We start from the raw sequence: 14,349 nt of genomic DNA on the forward strand, positions 1-14,349 counted from the left end.
AGCGGGAGGCGCTCACGCCGCCAAGGAATTCACCGGCGCCGCGGCCTTGACCGCATCGTCGACATGGCCCTCGAAGCGCTTGAAGTTCTCGCGGAACATGCCAACCAGCCGCTTGGCCGTCTCGGCGAATTCGGCCTTATCCTGCCAGGTCTTGACCGGATACAGGATGTGCGGCTCGACACCGGGCACCGAAGTCGGCACCGCGAAGCCGAAATAGGGATCGCGGCGGAAATCGGCGCGGTTGAGCGAACCGTCCAGCGCCGAGGTCAGCAGGCGGCGGGTGACACGGATCGGCATGCGCCGGCCGACGCCGTATTTGCCGCCGGTCCAGCCGGTGTTGACCAGCCAGCAATCGACATGGTGCTTGGCAATGAAGTCACGCAGCAGATTGGCGTATTCCGACGGGTGGCGCGGCAGGAAAGGCGAGCCGAAGCAGGTCGAGAACTCCGGCTCGACGCCGGTGAGGCCGCGCTCGGTGCCGGCGACCTTGGCGGTGTAGCCGGAGAGGAAGTGGTACATCGCCTCCGCCGGCGTCAGCTTGGCGATCGGCGGCATCACGCCGAAGGCGTCCGCCGTCAGCATGACGATGTTCTTCGGCACGCCGGCGCGACCGGTGCGCGAGGCGTTCGGGATGAAGTCGAGCGGATAGGCCGAGCGGGTGTTCTCGGTCTTGCTCTGGTCGTCGAAATCGACGACGCGGGTGAACGGGTCGAGCACGACATTCTCGAGCACCGTGCCGAAGCGTTGCGAGGCGGCGAAGATCTGCGGTTCGGCCTCGGCCGAGAGCTTGATCGTCTTGGCGTAGCAGCCACCTTCGAAGTTGAAGATGCCGTTCTTCGACCAGCCATGCTCGTCATCGCCGATCAGCGTGCGGTCGGGATCTGCCGAAAGCGTGGTCTTGCCGGTGCCCGACAAACCGAAGAAGATCGCCGAATCGTCCTTGGAGCCGACATTGGCCGAGCAGTGCATCGGCACGACGCCCTTGGCCGGCAGCGTGTAGTTCAGATAGGTGAAGACCGACTTCTTCATCTCGCCGGCATAGGCCGAGCCGCCGATCAGCACGATCTTGCGGGTGAAATCGATCGCGATCACGGTCTCGGAGCGGCAGCCATGGCGCTTGGGATCGGCCTTGAAGCTCGGCAGGTCGACGATCGTCAGCTCCGGCACGTAACCGGCGATCTCCTCGAGCTCGGGGCGGATCAGGAGGTTGCGGATGAACAGCGAATGCCAGGCGAATTCGGTAAAGACGCGCGCCTTGACGCGGTGCACCGGGTCGGCGCCGCCATAAAGGTCCTGCGCGAAGAGCTCCTTGCCCTCGGCATGCTTGAGGAAATCGGCCAGCAGCGCCTCGAAATGCTCCGGCGACATCGCGCCGTTGTTCTCCCACCAGACCGTGCCTTCGGTCGTGGCGTCACGCACGACGAACTTGTCCTTGGGCGAGCGCCCGGTATGCGTGCCGGTGTCGGCGCAGAGCGCGCCGCCTGCGGCCAGCCCGGCTTCGCCGCGCTTCAGGGCCTGCTCGTAGAGCTGCGGCGCCTGCAGGTTCCAGGACAGGGATTTCAGCTTGCGGAAGCCGAAGGTTTCGGCGCCGTGAGCTGCGTTGAACTGACCAATGGTTTCCACTGGGATACTCCCGAGGCCTGCCATTCAAGGCAAAAGCGCTGTTTTAAAGATGCGCGACCAGAGATCGTCGCACAGACGAGGCGGACTTAAAAATTTAAGTGGCAGGCTCTTTAGGCCCATGATGCCGCCGGCTCAACCCATCGAAAAGGCCCACAAACCAAGAAAATTCTTTAAATCGTTTAAAATAGCCCGGAATGGTAAACCCGGTTCAAGCTTCGGCGCGGGCCTTTGCAGCAAGCTCCGCCAATATCTTTCGCAAACTCGCCGGACCATCCACAGGCGCGGGAAATTCGAGCCGCAGCACGGCATCGCCGAGCGCGAGATCGAGCCCATCCGGATCGATCCCGGTCGCCCGCCAGGCCCCGTCGCGCGCTCCCAGCAGCACCCGCGCATAGAGCTTGAGCGCGTCGGCATGGTCGGCATTCATATGCGCGACCGCATCCTCCTCGATCTCGGCCAGGGCCTGCGCCCGGGTCGGTTCGCTCAGGATATCCGCCGGCCCCAATTCATAGGCCTTGCCGAAACCGCCATTCAGGCTGGCAGCTTCAATACCGAGGGCAAAGAACGAGAAATCGCCGAAATCGGCATAAAGTGCGGCCTTGGGCTGGCGCGCCAGGAAGCGGCGGCGGATGCGCAGGCCGTCCTCCGTCTCGCGCGCGATGCGCCGTGCTCTGAGCTTGAGTGTGATGCGGGCATGGGCCAGCGGATCGCCCTTGCCGCCCGGCGCGATCAGGAGCGAGGCGCGCGGATCGGCGATCAGGTTGCCGGTATGGGCCGAAAGTGCCGAGACCAGGATCAGCGGCGTGCCGTCGCTGTCGGTGGCCAGGCTCGTCAGCGTCGCGGCCGGGTGGCCGTCCTGACCCAAGGTCGCGAGCGAGCCGAAGCGCGCGCTACGCAAGAGATTTCGCGCCAGTCCGCGCGCCGTCTCGTCGGTCGGCCTGATTGGATTGGTCGTTCGGGCAGGGTTCTCGCTCGGTTCGACGGGCTCGTTATTCGACCTGACGGGGTCTGGATTCGACCTGACGGGGTCTGGATTCCGCCTGACGGGGTCTTGCACCACGGAACCTCTTCGCCTTTCCGGCCTTATTCTGATGACGGTAGCGGAACTGTCACGCCATCGCTAGATTGCAGCCACGGTTTGGCCGCTCTCTCGCGAGAGTGGACCCATTTATTGCAACGCGGCCAAGAGACGTAAAACTTATGCCAACAATTGCGCTGGTCGATGACGACCGCAACATCCTGACTTCGGTGTCCATCGCGCTCGAAGCCGAGGGCTACCGGATCATGACCTATACCGACGGCGCCTCGGCGCTCGACGGGCTGAAGCAGAACCCACCGGATCTGGCGATCTTCGACATCAAGATGCCGCGCATGGATGGGATGGAGCTGCTGCGCCGGTTGCGCCAGAAGTCCGACCTGCCGGTGATCTTCCTGACCTCGAAGGACGAGGAGATCGACGAGCTCTTCGGGCTGAAGATGGGCGCGGACGACTTCATCCGCAAACCCTTCTCGCAGCGGCTCCTGGTCGAGCGCGTCAAGGCGATCCTGCGCCGCGCCGGCGCCAAGGATGTCGGCGCGCCTGCCCGCCCCGAGGATGCCAAGGCGCTGGAGCGCGGCCTGCTGCGCATGGACCCGGAGCGCCACACCTGCACCTGGAAGAACGAGCCGGTGACGCTGACCGTGACCGAGTTCCTGATCCTGCAATCGCTGGCGCAGCGCCCGGGCGTGGTGAAGAGCCGCAACGCCTTGATGGACGCGGCCTATGACGACGAGGTCTATGTCGACGACCGCACGATCGACAGCCACATCAAGCGCCTGCGCAAGAAGTTCAATCAGGTCGATGTCGATTTCGACATGATCGAGACCTTGTATGGCGTCGGTTATCGCTTCAAGGAAAGCTGAGCATCGGGGGACGGGCTTTTCAGCCCTCGTCCCGGGGCGCCGTGAAGCGGCGTCTTCGCCGATGCGCCACTTCGCAGCGGAAACGCTCACTGAACCGTCCCTCGCGGCGCGTTTCCCCGAAACGCTCCCCAGGGCGAAGGCTTTGGGCTAGGCTGCTCAGGAAAAGCAGGGCGCTTGAGGCCTATGGCGACGGTCGACGACGAACGCAGGATTGTAATCCGCGCGCAGCGCTTCGCGCCCATGCTGCGCAAGCGTCTAGCCGTGTTCGGCCGGCGCAGCCTGCGCGCCATCTCTTCCCGCGCCGCCTCCAGCCTGACGCGGCGCATCGTCGTCCTCAACCTGGCAGGGCTCGTCGCGCTGCTGCTCGGCTTCCTCTATCTCAACCAATTCCGCGAGGGGCTGATCGAATCGCGGGTGCAGAGCCTGCTAACGCAAGGCGAGATCATCGCCGGCGCGATCTCGGCTTCGGCGACGGTCGAGACCGACACCATCACCATCGACCCCGACAAGCTGCTCCAGTTGCAGGCGGGCGAGAGCGCCGGCATCCCCGAGGACCCGCTCGATTTCTCGATCAACCCCGAAAAGGTCGCGCCGCTGCTGCGGCGGCTGGTGACGCCGACCAAGACGCGGGCGCGGGTCTACGACAAGGACGGGCTGCTGACGCTGGATTCGCGCAATCTCTATTCGCGTGGCGACGTGCTCCGGCTCGATCTGCCGCGCGTCGGCGAGCCCGACGAGCCGCCCTTGCTGGAGCGCACCTGGAACATGCTGCGCAACCGGCTCGGCCGGGCCGACGTTCCGACCTATGACGATTTCGAAAACGCCAACGGCAAGTCCTATCCCGAGGTGGCGCGCGCGCTGAACGGCACCCCGGCCAGCGTCGTACGCGTCAACACGCGCGGGCAGACCATCGTCTCCGTCGCCGTGCCGGTACAGCGCTTCCGCGCGCTGAAGGGCGTGCTGCTGCTCTCGACGCAGGGCGGCGACATCGACGCCATCATCGCCTCCGAGCGTTACGCGATCCTCCAGGTCTTCACGGTGGCCGCCGGCGTGATGATCGTGCTCTCGGTGCTGCTCGCCGGCACCATCGCGGAGCCGATCCGCAAGCTCGCCGAGGCGGCGCAGCGCGTCCGCAAGGGCGTCAAATCGCGCGAACAGATCCCCGATTTCGCCGGCCGGCATGACGAGATCGGCCATCTCTCGGGCTCGCTGCGGGAGATGACCAAGGCGCTCTACAGCCGGATCGAGGCGATCGAGAGTTTTGCCGCCGACGTCGCCCATGAATTGAAGAACCCGCTGACCTCGCTGCGCAGTGCCGTCGAGACGCTGCCGCGCGCCAAATCCAACGAGTCGCGCGGCCGGCTGCTCGCAGTGATCCAGCATGATGTGCGCCGGCTCGACCGCCTGATCTCGGATATTTCCGATGCCTCGCGGCTCGACGCCGAACTCGCCCGCAACGACGCCGCCCCGGTCGATATCGGGCAGGTCCTCGATGCGGTCGTCTCGGTGCAGAACGAGACCCGCCATGAGGCGCGCGCCGGCATCGAGCTCAAGACCGAGCGGCGCGGCCAGCGGCCCGGCGGGCGCGACGGCTTCCTGGTGATGGGCCATGATTCACGGCTGGGCCAGGTTCTGGTCAACCTGATCGACAATGCCCGCTCCTTCTCGCCGGCCGACAAGCCGGTGCGCGTCACGCTGTCGCGCGAAGGGGCCGACGTGCTGATCACGGTCGAGGATGACGGCCCCGGCATCGAGCCACATGCGCTGGAGCGCGTCTTCGAGCGCTTCTACACCGACCGGCCCAATGAGGGTTTCGGCCAGAATTCGGGCCTGGGCCTTTCGATCTCGCGCCAGATCGTCGAGGCTCATCGCGGCTCGATCCGGGCCGAGAACCGCCTCGGCCCGGCTGATGGGGACGGCGAACAGCCGCGCATCGGCGCCCGCTTCATCGTCCGGCTGCCGGCCGTGCCGCTGGCGGCCTGAAGCAGATGAGCGCGACGAGCGAGCAGTCCAGTCATAACCCTGCCAGCGGCAGCCCTGCCAGCCGCATCCATGCCAGCACCATCGCGATCGGCGAGGCCGGCATTCTCATCCGCGGCCCGTCCGGTTCGGGCAAATCGACATTGGCGCTGGCGCTGATTGCGGCCGCGACGCAAGCGGGATCCTTCGCCAGGCTGGTGGCCGATGATCGCACTGAGATCGCCAGCCATGCCGGCCGCCTGCTCGCCCGCCCGGTCGCACCGCTGGAAGGGCTCGTCGAGCGGCGCGGGCTCGGCCTGACGCCGGAGCCCCATCTGCCGGCGGTCCAGGTCCGGTTGATCGTCGATCTGCTCGCGGAGGAACCGGCGCGGATGCCTGAACCGGAGGATCTGATCGACCGTCTGGCGGGCATCGACCTGCCGCGCCTCCGGCTGGCGGGCCGTTCCGGCGATGAAAGGCTGGTCCTAGCAGCCTTAAAACTGTTTCTGGATCAGCCTTAAGTCGGGATTTCGACAAGTTTTAAGCGCGCCGGCTTGCGCATATCTCGCACCTGCCGCATAAACCGCGACCTTGTCCGGGCGCCACGCGCGCTCTCCAGGCGCCATAGTGAATGATCGGACTCGTCCTCGTGACGCATGGGCATTTGGCGACGGAATTCCGCGCCGCGCTCGAACACGTCGTCGGCCCCCAGAAAAACCTCGCCACCATCGCCATCGCCCCCGATGACGACATGGAGGGTCGACGCCGCGACATCATCGCGGCCGTCGAGGAGGTCGAAACCGGCCGGGGCGTCATCGTGCTGACCGACATGTTCGGCGGCACGCCCTCGAATCTTGCCATCTCGGTGATGGAGCCCGGCCGCATCGACGTCGTCGCCGGCGTCAACCTGCCGATGCTGATCAAGCTCGCCAGCGTACGCGAGGAAAAGAGCCTCGACGAGGCCGTGACCAGCGCGCAGGATGCCGGGCGGAAATACATCACCGTCGCCAGCCGCGTTCTGGCCGGCAAATAGGCGCTGACCAGATGAAGACGAGCAGCCAGGTGGATGAGCGGCAAGACGACGAGGATTGCGACTGCCCAGAGCCCGTAATCCCGACCGGCTCGCTCTATTGCGAATTGCCGATCGTCAACAAGAAGGGGCTGCACGCCCGCGCCACGGCGAAATTCGTGCAATGCGCCTCGAATTTCGACGCCGACATCACCGTGACCCGCTGCGGCGAGACGGTCGGTGCGACCTCGATCATGGGCATCCTGACGCTGGGAGCCGGCATCGGCTCGACCATCACCGTGGTGGCGAAGGGGCGCGAGGCGGAAGAGGCGCTGAAGGCGCTGGAAGCGCTGGTGGCCGACAAGTTCGGCGAGGGCGAGTAGTTCGCCATCAACCGATCGGGCATGCCTGGGCCGATCCAGGCATCGTCATCGCGCGCAGGACATTCGCCAGCACACGCGTCGCCTGCATGAAATCGGCGATCGCCATGGCCTCGGCCGGGTTGTGGCTGCCCTTGTCGTTGCGCACGAAGATCATCGCGGCGGGAATGCCGGCATCGGCGAAATCCTGGGCATCGTGCCCGCCGCCGCTCGCCATGGTCAGGAACGGGATCGACAACCCGCTCGCGCTGGCCTGAAGCGCCGCGACCAGCCCGGCATCCATCAAGGCGGGTGTCGACCGGTCGAACGGGTCGAGCCCGAAGGAGACACCGCGCCGGGCCGCGATGTCACGGGCGCTCGCGCGCAGAAAAGCTTCCATGCCGTCGAGCACCGCCACGTCCTGGCTGCGGATGTCGATCGCGAAATCGACCTGGCCCGGCACCTTGGTGATCGAGTGCAATTCCGCCTCGGTCGAGAATTTCCCGACCGTGACCACGAGATCCTCCCCCGCACCACGGCGGCGGCTCCACTCGCTGTCCAGCGCCATCACCAGATCGGCGGTCGCGAAGACGGCGTCCTGGCGGTACTCATGCGGAACGGCCCCCGAATGCGAGTAGGCGCCGAGCGCCCTCGCCGTGCGGGCGCGATAGGCGCCGCGGATGCCGGTGACGATGCCGACGGGAAGCGCGCGATTCTCCAGAATCGGCCCCTGCTCGATATGCAGTTCGATATAGCCCGCGATATCGGCCGGGTTCAGGAGCGGTGGCCCGGCCGCGATGCGGGCCGCATCGAAGCCGGCCTCGGTCATCATCGCGCGCAGCGAACGGCCGGTGGCGACATGGATCGCGCTGTCGAGTTCGCCCTCCCAGAGCAGGCCAAGCGCGGCGCGGCTGCCGAAATGGCCGCCATGGCGCCCGACGAACCAGGCGCTGCTCTCCTCCGCCCTGAACGCCATCAGGACGATGTCGCAATCCGGCTGGAGCCCGGCGTCGATCATCGCCGCGATCGCGATCAATCCGGCGATGACCCCGGCCGCTCCGTCGAAATTGCCGCCCTGGCGCACCGAGTCCAGATGCGAGCCAGTGATCCAGGCCGGACGCTCCGGATGCCTGCCGGCGAACCGCGCCGACAGATTGCCCGCCGCATCGACTGAGACCGCAAGGCCCAGCCCGTGCGCCAGATCGGCGATCAGATCATGCGCTGCCTGTTCGCCCGCCATGTAGGAGGTTCGGGTCACGCCCGGCCCGTCCAAGCTCCGGGCGCGCAGAGCATCAAGGATCGAGACGGAGAAGGCCTCACGGGCGATGACGGCAGCGTCGAGCAAGGGGCAAGGCTGAAAAGCTGCTGCGTTGGCGGACAAGGCTGTCTCCGAAGTGGCGTCGCAAGCGTCGCGCAAAAACCCGGCGCCACCCCTGCCATCTCCTCCTAACCCAGCAAAGCGCCGGCCAACAGGATCGGCCTGCGCTGCCGACTCTCGTCCCCGAACAGATCAGGGACATAAAGACATCTTTATATCTTTGATTGCGCTCCGCCGTCCGCGCTGCTAAAGACCCGCCCGTCATTCTAGAACCAGCAGTGGAGCAGCCCCGTGTCGAAGACCGATTACATCGTCAAGGACATCAGCCTCGCGGAATACGGCCGCAAGGAAATCAACATGGCCCAGGACGAGATGCCGGGCCTGATGGCAATTCGCGCCGAGCACAAGGGCAAGAACCCGCTCAAGGGCGCGCGCATCGCCGGCTGCCTGCACATGACGATCCAGACCGCCGTGCTGATCGAGACGCTGACGGAACTCGGCGCCGATGTGCGCTGGTCGTCCTGCAACATCTTCTCGACCCAGGACCATGCCGCCGCCGCGATCGCCGCGACCGGCGTGCCGGTCTTCGCCATCAAGGGCGAGACGCTGGAAGAGTATTGGGAATACGTCCTCAAGACCGCGACCTGGGGCGATGGCGGCACGCCCAACATGATCCTGGACGATGGCGGCGACCTGACCATGCTGATCATCCTCGGTGCCGAGGCCGAGGCCGGCAAGGCCGAGTTCCTCGACAAGCCGGGCAATGAGGAAGAGACCATCTTCTTCAAGCTGATCAAGCGCGAGCTCAAGGCCAATCCGGGCTGGTTCACCAAGACGCGTGCCGCGATCAAGGGCGTCTCGGAAGAGACCACCACCGGCGTGCACCGCCTCTACGAGCTGGCCAAGGCCGGCCGCATGCCGTTCCCGGCGATCAACGTCAACGACTCCGTCACCAAGTCGAAGTTCGACAACCTCTATGGCTGCCGCGAGTCGCTGGTCGACGCCATCCGCCGCGGCACCGACGTGATGATGTCAGGCAAGGTCGCGGTCGTCTGCGGCTATGGCGACGTCGGCAAGGGCTCATCCGCCTCGCTGCGCCAGGCCGGCTGCCGCGTGCTCGTCACCGAAATCGACCCGATCTGCGCGCTGCAGGCGGCGATGGAGGGCTACGAGGTCGTCACCATGGAGGAGGCCGCCCCGCGCGCCGACATCTTCGTGACTGCCACCGGCAATCTCGACGTGATCACCGTCGACCACATGCGCGCGATGAAGCACCGCGCCATCGTCTGCAATATCGGCCATTTCGACTCGGAGATTCAGGTCGCCGGCCTGAAGAACTTCAAATGGGACAACGTCAAGCCGCAGGTCGACGAGGTCGAGTTCCCCGACGGCAAGCGCATCATCCTGCTCTCGGAAGGCCGCCTGGTGAATCTCGGCAACGCGACCGGGCACCCCTCCTTCGTGATGTCCTGCTCGTTCTCGAACCAGACGCTGGCCCAGGTCGAGCTCTGGAACCACCACGCCAAATACGAGAACAAGGTCTACACCTTGCCCAAGCATCTCGACGAGAAGGTCGCGGCGCTGCATCTGGCCAAGGTCGGAGCCAAGCTCACCGTGCTCAACGACGCCCAGGCCAAGTATCTCGGCCTGGCGCCGACCGGCCCGTTCAAGCCGGAACTCTACCGCTACTGACAGTCGGTATCGGCAAAATCGGATCAGGCCCGGCGCAATCGCCGGGCCTTTTTTCTTTTTTGGAACAGGCACGAGCCTGGCTAAAACTACTACTAATAGTAACTCAATGCGATCTATCGTCTACTGATTGACGATCGTTGGAAATCTGTGGCGCGATTTCGAAATTCGCCCGATTTACCATCCATTAAGCACTTCCTGCCGGAGTCTACGGACGATTAGAGTGGGGCTGATTCGGGCCCGCCCCTTTGCATGGGCCGGATCGACGCTCTGATGTGGTTGGCGTGGTGGCAGGCGTTGCGTCGGGTCCAGGAGGACGGCGTAGCGACCGGCCTCAAGCCCGATTCCGAGCGTGCTTGGGTGGCCAGGCAGGCTACCCGCCGCCTTCAACGATAACGGACGCAGGATGAGACGGTCGAGGCGACAGAAACGAAGCGGCGGCGGTTGGCGCGGCCACGCGGTTCTTCCCGGCCTCGCCGTCGCGCAGGCCCCGACCGCGACATTCGCCCAGGCCGACTGGCTCACCCCGCTGCGCACGGAGACGCTGAGCACAGGCAGCCTGTCGCTCTTGCTCATCGGCCTCACCGTCTTCGCCGCGACGACCTCGCTGGTCTATGTGCGCGAACGGGGACGCTGGCAGCGCCGCGAAACCGAGATGGCGAGCGAGCTCGAGGCCGCGCGTGGCCATCAGGACCGCCTTGCCGCCTTGCTCGCCGCCGATCCGCAGGTCGTGGTCAGCTGGAGCGGGCGCGACGCCCAGCCGATATTCGAAGGCGACAGCGGCTTCCTCGGCGCGCCAGGCGCGACACTGGCGCTGGCCTATGGCGCCTGGGCCCCCCCGGTCGAGGCCAAGAAACTGGAGCTCGCCACGGATGCGCTGAAAGAGCGCGGCGAGGCTTTTGGCTTCACGCTGCGCGCCAAGACCGGTCCCTATATCGATGTCGAGGGCCGTCCCGTCGCCGGGCGCGCGGTGATCCGCTTCCGCGAGGTCACCGGCGAACGTGCCCAGGTCATGACGTTGCGCGGCGACCTGGAGCGCCTCTCTTCCGATCATTCCGCCCTGATCGCCTTGCTGGCAGGCCTGCAGCAGCCGGCCTGGACGCGCGCAGCGGACGGGCGCCTGACCTGGTGCAACGCCGCCTATGCCCGCGCCGTGGAGGCCACTGACGGCCCAGAAGCGACCAAGAGCGGCCTCGAACTGCTCGACCGGGGCGAGCGCGAAGCCGCGGCCAAGGCCAGGCGCGAGGGACGCATCTTCTCGATGCGAGCGCCGGCCGTCGTCGCCGGGCAACGCCGGACGCTCGACATCCTCGAACTGCCGACGCCTGTGGGCTTTGCCGGCATCGCGACCGATATGAGCGAATTGGAGGCTGTGCGGACCGATCTGCAGCGCCAGATGGACGCCCATGTGCGCACGCTCGACCGTTTGAAGACGGCGGTCGCGGTGTTCGACGCCACGCAGCATCTGGTCTACCGCAACTCCGGTTTCGACACGCTCTGGTCGCTCGATGCCGGCTTCCTCGACGGCCAGCCGAGCGACAGCGAGATCCTCGACCGGCTCCGGGCCGAGCGCCGCCTGCCCGAACTCGGTGATTACCGCAGCTGGAAAGCCAGCGTGCAGGCCGCCTATACCGCGACACGCGCCATCGAGGATTGGTGGTATCTGCCCGATGGGCGCACCATCCATGTCGTCGCCAGCCCCAATCCGCAGGGCGGCGTGACCTATCTGCTCGACGACGTGACCGAGCGCTTCACGCTGGAATCGCGCTTCAACGCACTCTCCCGCACCCAGCGCGAGACGCTGGATTCGTTGCGCGAGGGCGTCGCCGTGTTCGGCTCGGACGGGCGACTCAAGCTCTCCAATCCGGCCTTCGCCCAGGCCTGGCGGATTCAGCCCGACATTGCCGGCGCCGCGCCCCATATCGACGAGATCGTCAGGCTGTGCCGGCCGCTCTTTCCGCAAGACGAGGTCTGGAGCGAGCTGCACAGCGTCATCACCGGCGTGCGCGATGCGCGCGAGGATTATGGCTGCCGGATGGAGCGGCGCGACGGCTCGGTGCTCGATTGCGCCGCGGCGCCGCTGCCGGACGGCGCGACCCTGATCTCGTTTGCCGACGTGACCGCGAGCGTGAACGTCGAACGCGCCCTAACCGAGAAGAACGAAGCGCTAGAGAAGGTCTCTCGCCTGCGCGAGGACTTCGTCCACCATGTCTCCTATGAGCTGCGCTCGCCATTGACCAACATCATCGGCTTCGCCCAGTTGCTGGGAACCGAGGCGATCGGCGCGCTGAACGAAAAGCAGCGCGACTACACCTCCCATATCGTGCGCTCCTCGGGCGCGCTGCTTGCGATCATCAACGACATCCTGGATCTCGCCACGATCGACAACGGCGCGCTGACGCTGGAGCTGAACGAGGTCGACGTCGCCGAGACCATCGCCGAGGCCGCGGCGGGGCTGCACGACCGATTGACCGACAGCAAGATGAAGCTGCAGGTCGAGATCGCTCCGCAGACGGGGCCGTTGCGCGCCGACGGCAAACGGCTGCGCCAGGTGCTGTTCAACCTGATTTCGAATGCGATCGGCTTCTCCTCGCCGGGTCAGACCATCACGGTCAGCGCAGCGCGCAGCGGCGGCCATGTCCGCATCACCGTCAGCGATCAGGGCCGCGGCATTCCCGCCGAGGTGAAGGAGAAGGTGTTCGACCGCTTCGAGAGCCATTCGCTCGGCTCCAACCATCGCGGCGTCGGCCTGGGCCTCTCGATCGTGCGCTCGATCGTCGAACTGCATGGCGGGCGCGTCGAGCTCGATTCGACGCCTGGGCGCGGCACGCAGGTGACCGCCGTGTTCCCGTCCGAGGGCCTGCCGCTTTCGGATGCGGCGGAATGAGCGAGGAGTTGGCGAAAAGCGGCGCGCATCGGCTCCTGCTGGTCGATGAGGCGGCAACCGCCCGGCTGGCGGCCGATCTCGCCGCCATCCTGAAGCCGGGCGACATCGTCGCGCTGTCGGGCCATCTCGGTGCCGGGAAATCGGCATTGGCGCGGGCGATCCTGCGCGAACTCGCCGGCGATCCGGCCCTGGAAGCGCCGAGCCCGACCTTCACCCTGGTGCAGAGCTACGACACGCCGCGCGGCCCCGTGCTCCATGCCGATCTCTACCGCGTCCGTTCACCCGACGAGCTCGACGATATCGGGCTGATCGAGGATCTCGAGCGCATCGTCACCCTGGTCGAGTGGCCCGACCGCGCCGGCACGCGGCTGCCCGCCGGACGCCGGCTCGACATCGTGCTCGACGTCGATCCGAGAAATCCCGAGACGGGCCGCATCGCGACGCTTGCCGGCGGCGTGCTCTGGCGGCAGCGGCTCAGCATCGCGATCGCGACGCGGCATATGCTCGACGATGCCGGCTGGGGCGACGCGCAACGCGACTTCATGCAAGGCGATGCCTCCAGCCGCGCCTATGAGCGCTTGATGCGCAGCAATGGCGAAAGCGCGATCCTGATGATCTCGCCGCCGCGTCCGGACGGCCCCGCCATCCGGCAAGGCAAGCCCTACAGCGCCATCGCGCATCTGGCCGAGACCATCGACGCCTTCGTGGCGATGGATCGCGGTCTGCATTCGCTGGGCTATTCCGCGCCGGAAATCCTGGCCCAGGATCTCTCGACCGGGCTGCTGCTGATCGAGGATCTCGGCGAGGAGGGCGTGCTCGACACGGACGGCCCGATCCCGGAGCGCTACGAGGCTGCGGCCCGCCTGCTCGCCGATTTGCACCGCCATACCTTGCCGACGATCCTGCCCGTCACCGAGGGCCGCGACCATATCGTGCCCGATTACGACCGCGGTGCGCTGGCGATCGAGACCGAGCTGATCCTGGAATGGTATGCGCCCCATATCGCCGGCGTGACGCTGCCGGCGGTGACGCAGGCCGAGTTCGGGCGAATCTGGGGCCGGCTCTTCGACGAAATCCTGGAAGCGCCCTCGACCTGGACCTTGCGGGATTTCCATTCGCCCAACCTGATCTGGCTGCCGAAGCGCCAGGGGCTTGCCCAGCTCGGATTGATCGATTTCCAGGACGCGGTGCTCGGGCACCCGGCCTATGACCTCGTCTCATTGGGCCAGGATGCGCGCGTCGATGTGCCTGCCGCCCTGGAGCTGCGACTGCTCGCGGCCTATGGCGCGGTACGGCGCGGCGACGATCCCGCTTTCGACCTCGCCGGCTTCGCCCGCGCCTATGCGATCCTCGGCGCGCAACGCAACACCAAGATCGCCGGCATCTTCGCCCGGCTCGACCGGCGCGACGGCAAGCCCGCCTATCTAGAGCACCTCCCGCGCATCGAAGCCTATCTGCGCCGCAATCTCGAGCATCCCGCGCTCGAAGAGCTCAAGGGCTGGTATCAGGCGCATCTGCCGAAGCTGTTTGCGGCAGATTGAATTCAGCTCGCGCGTCATGTTCGGGACAAGCCCGGCCATGACGCGCTATGGATCGCGCAGAT

At 66.2% G+C, this 14,349-nt stretch carries 11 protein-coding genes; 8 read left to right on the plus strand and 3 right to left on the minus strand.

Translation table 11 applies throughout. The features are described 5' to 3' along the window. Nucleotides 1-12: 12 nt before the first annotated feature. On the minus strand, nt 13-1,647 hold the full coding sequence (locus ACSQ3P_RS26660; protein WP_436168487.1) for a phosphoenolpyruvate carboxykinase: 1,635 nt from the start codon (nt 1,645-1,647) through the stop codon (nt 13-15). 184 nt (nt 1,648-1,831) lie between these two features. Further along, complete coding sequence (locus ACSQ3P_RS26665; RefSeq protein ID WP_436168488.1) at nt 1,832-2,683, minus strand: HugZ family protein; 852 nt, start codon at nt 2,681-2,683, stop codon at nt 1,832-1,834. A 140-nt stretch (nt 2,684-2,823) separates the two neighbouring features. Here ACSQ3P_RS26665 and ACSQ3P_RS26670 point away from each other — a divergent pair, with 140 nt between their 5' ends. The 5 genes from ACSQ3P_RS26670 to ACSQ3P_RS26690 all read left to right on the plus strand — a co-directional run bounded on the left by ACSQ3P_RS26670 (nt 2,824) and on the right by ACSQ3P_RS26690 (nt 6,876). Beyond that, nucleotides 2,824-3,525 carry a response regulator transcription factor gene (locus ACSQ3P_RS26670; RefSeq protein ID WP_069689160.1) on the plus strand — a complete coding sequence of 234 codons (702 nt, stop codon included), beginning with the start codon at nt 2,824-2,826 and terminating at the stop codon, nt 3,523-3,525. 183 nt (nt 3,526-3,708) lie between these two features. Continuing rightward, entirely contained in the window at nt 3,709-5,508 is a 1,800-nt protein-coding gene (locus ACSQ3P_RS26675) for a stimulus-sensing domain-containing protein (protein WP_436168489.1), read from the plus strand. A 5-nt stretch (nt 5,509-5,513) separates the two neighbouring features. Next, a complete protein-coding gene (locus ACSQ3P_RS26680) occupies nt 5,514-6,005 on the plus strand; it encodes an HPr kinase/phosphorylase (RefSeq protein ID WP_436168490.1) in 492 nt (163 codons plus the stop codon). Nucleotides 6,006-6,115: 110 nt separating this feature from the next. Beyond that, nucleotides 6,116-6,517, plus strand: a complete 402-nt coding sequence (locus ACSQ3P_RS26685) for a PTS sugar transporter subunit IIA (RefSeq protein WP_069689157.1) — start codon at nt 6,116-6,118, stop codon at nt 6,515-6,517. 11 nt (nt 6,518-6,528) lie between these two features. After that, nucleotides 6,529-6,876 carry an HPr family phosphocarrier protein gene (locus ACSQ3P_RS26690; RefSeq protein WP_436168491.1) on the plus strand — a complete coding sequence of 116 codons (348 nt, stop codon included), beginning with the start codon at nt 6,529-6,531 and terminating at the stop codon, nt 6,874-6,876. Between the two features lie 7 nt (nt 6,877-6,883). Here the strand turns inward: ACSQ3P_RS26690 and ACSQ3P_RS26695 are convergent, their stop codons facing one another. After that, nucleotides 6,884-8,233: a hydantoinase/carbamoylase family amidase gene (locus ACSQ3P_RS26695; protein ID WP_436168492.1), complete on the minus strand. Its 1,350-nt coding sequence runs from the start codon at nt 8,231-8,233 to the stop codon at nt 6,884-6,886. 228 nt (nt 8,234-8,461) lie between these two features. Here ACSQ3P_RS26695 and ahcY point away from each other — a divergent pair, with 228 nt between their 5' ends. The 3 genes from ahcY (at nt 8,462) to tsaE (ending at nt 14,287) form a co-directional block, all read left to right on the plus strand. After that, nucleotides 8,462-9,862 (plus strand): adenosylhomocysteinase, encoded by a 1,401-nt coding sequence (ahcY, locus tag ACSQ3P_RS26700; protein WP_069689155.1) that lies wholly within the window; start codon nt 8,462-8,464, stop codon nt 9,860-9,862. A gap of 403 nt (nt 9,863-10,265) precedes the next feature. Continuing rightward, a complete protein-coding gene (locus ACSQ3P_RS26705; RefSeq protein ID WP_436168493.1) occupies nt 10,266-12,746 on the plus strand; it encodes an ATP-binding protein in 2,481 nt (826 codons plus the stop codon). After that, the gene (gene tsaE / locus ACSQ3P_RS26710; protein ID WP_436168494.1) at nt 12,743-14,287 is read left to right on the plus strand and encodes a tRNA (adenosine(37)-N6)-threonylcarbamoyltransferase complex ATPase subunit type 1 TsaE; all 1,545 of its coding nucleotides are present in this window, start codon (nt 12,743-12,745) and stop codon (nt 14,285-14,287) included. The genes ACSQ3P_RS26705 and tsaE overlap by 4 nt, the downstream gene beginning before the upstream one ends. The last annotated feature ends 62 nt before the right edge of the window (nt 14,288-14,349 follow it).

The sequence above is a fragment of the Allobosea sp. LjRoot9 genome, from assembly GCF_964252745.1.
Taxonomy (GTDB): Bacteria; Pseudomonadota; Alphaproteobacteria; order Rhizobiales; family Beijerinckiaceae; genus Allobosea.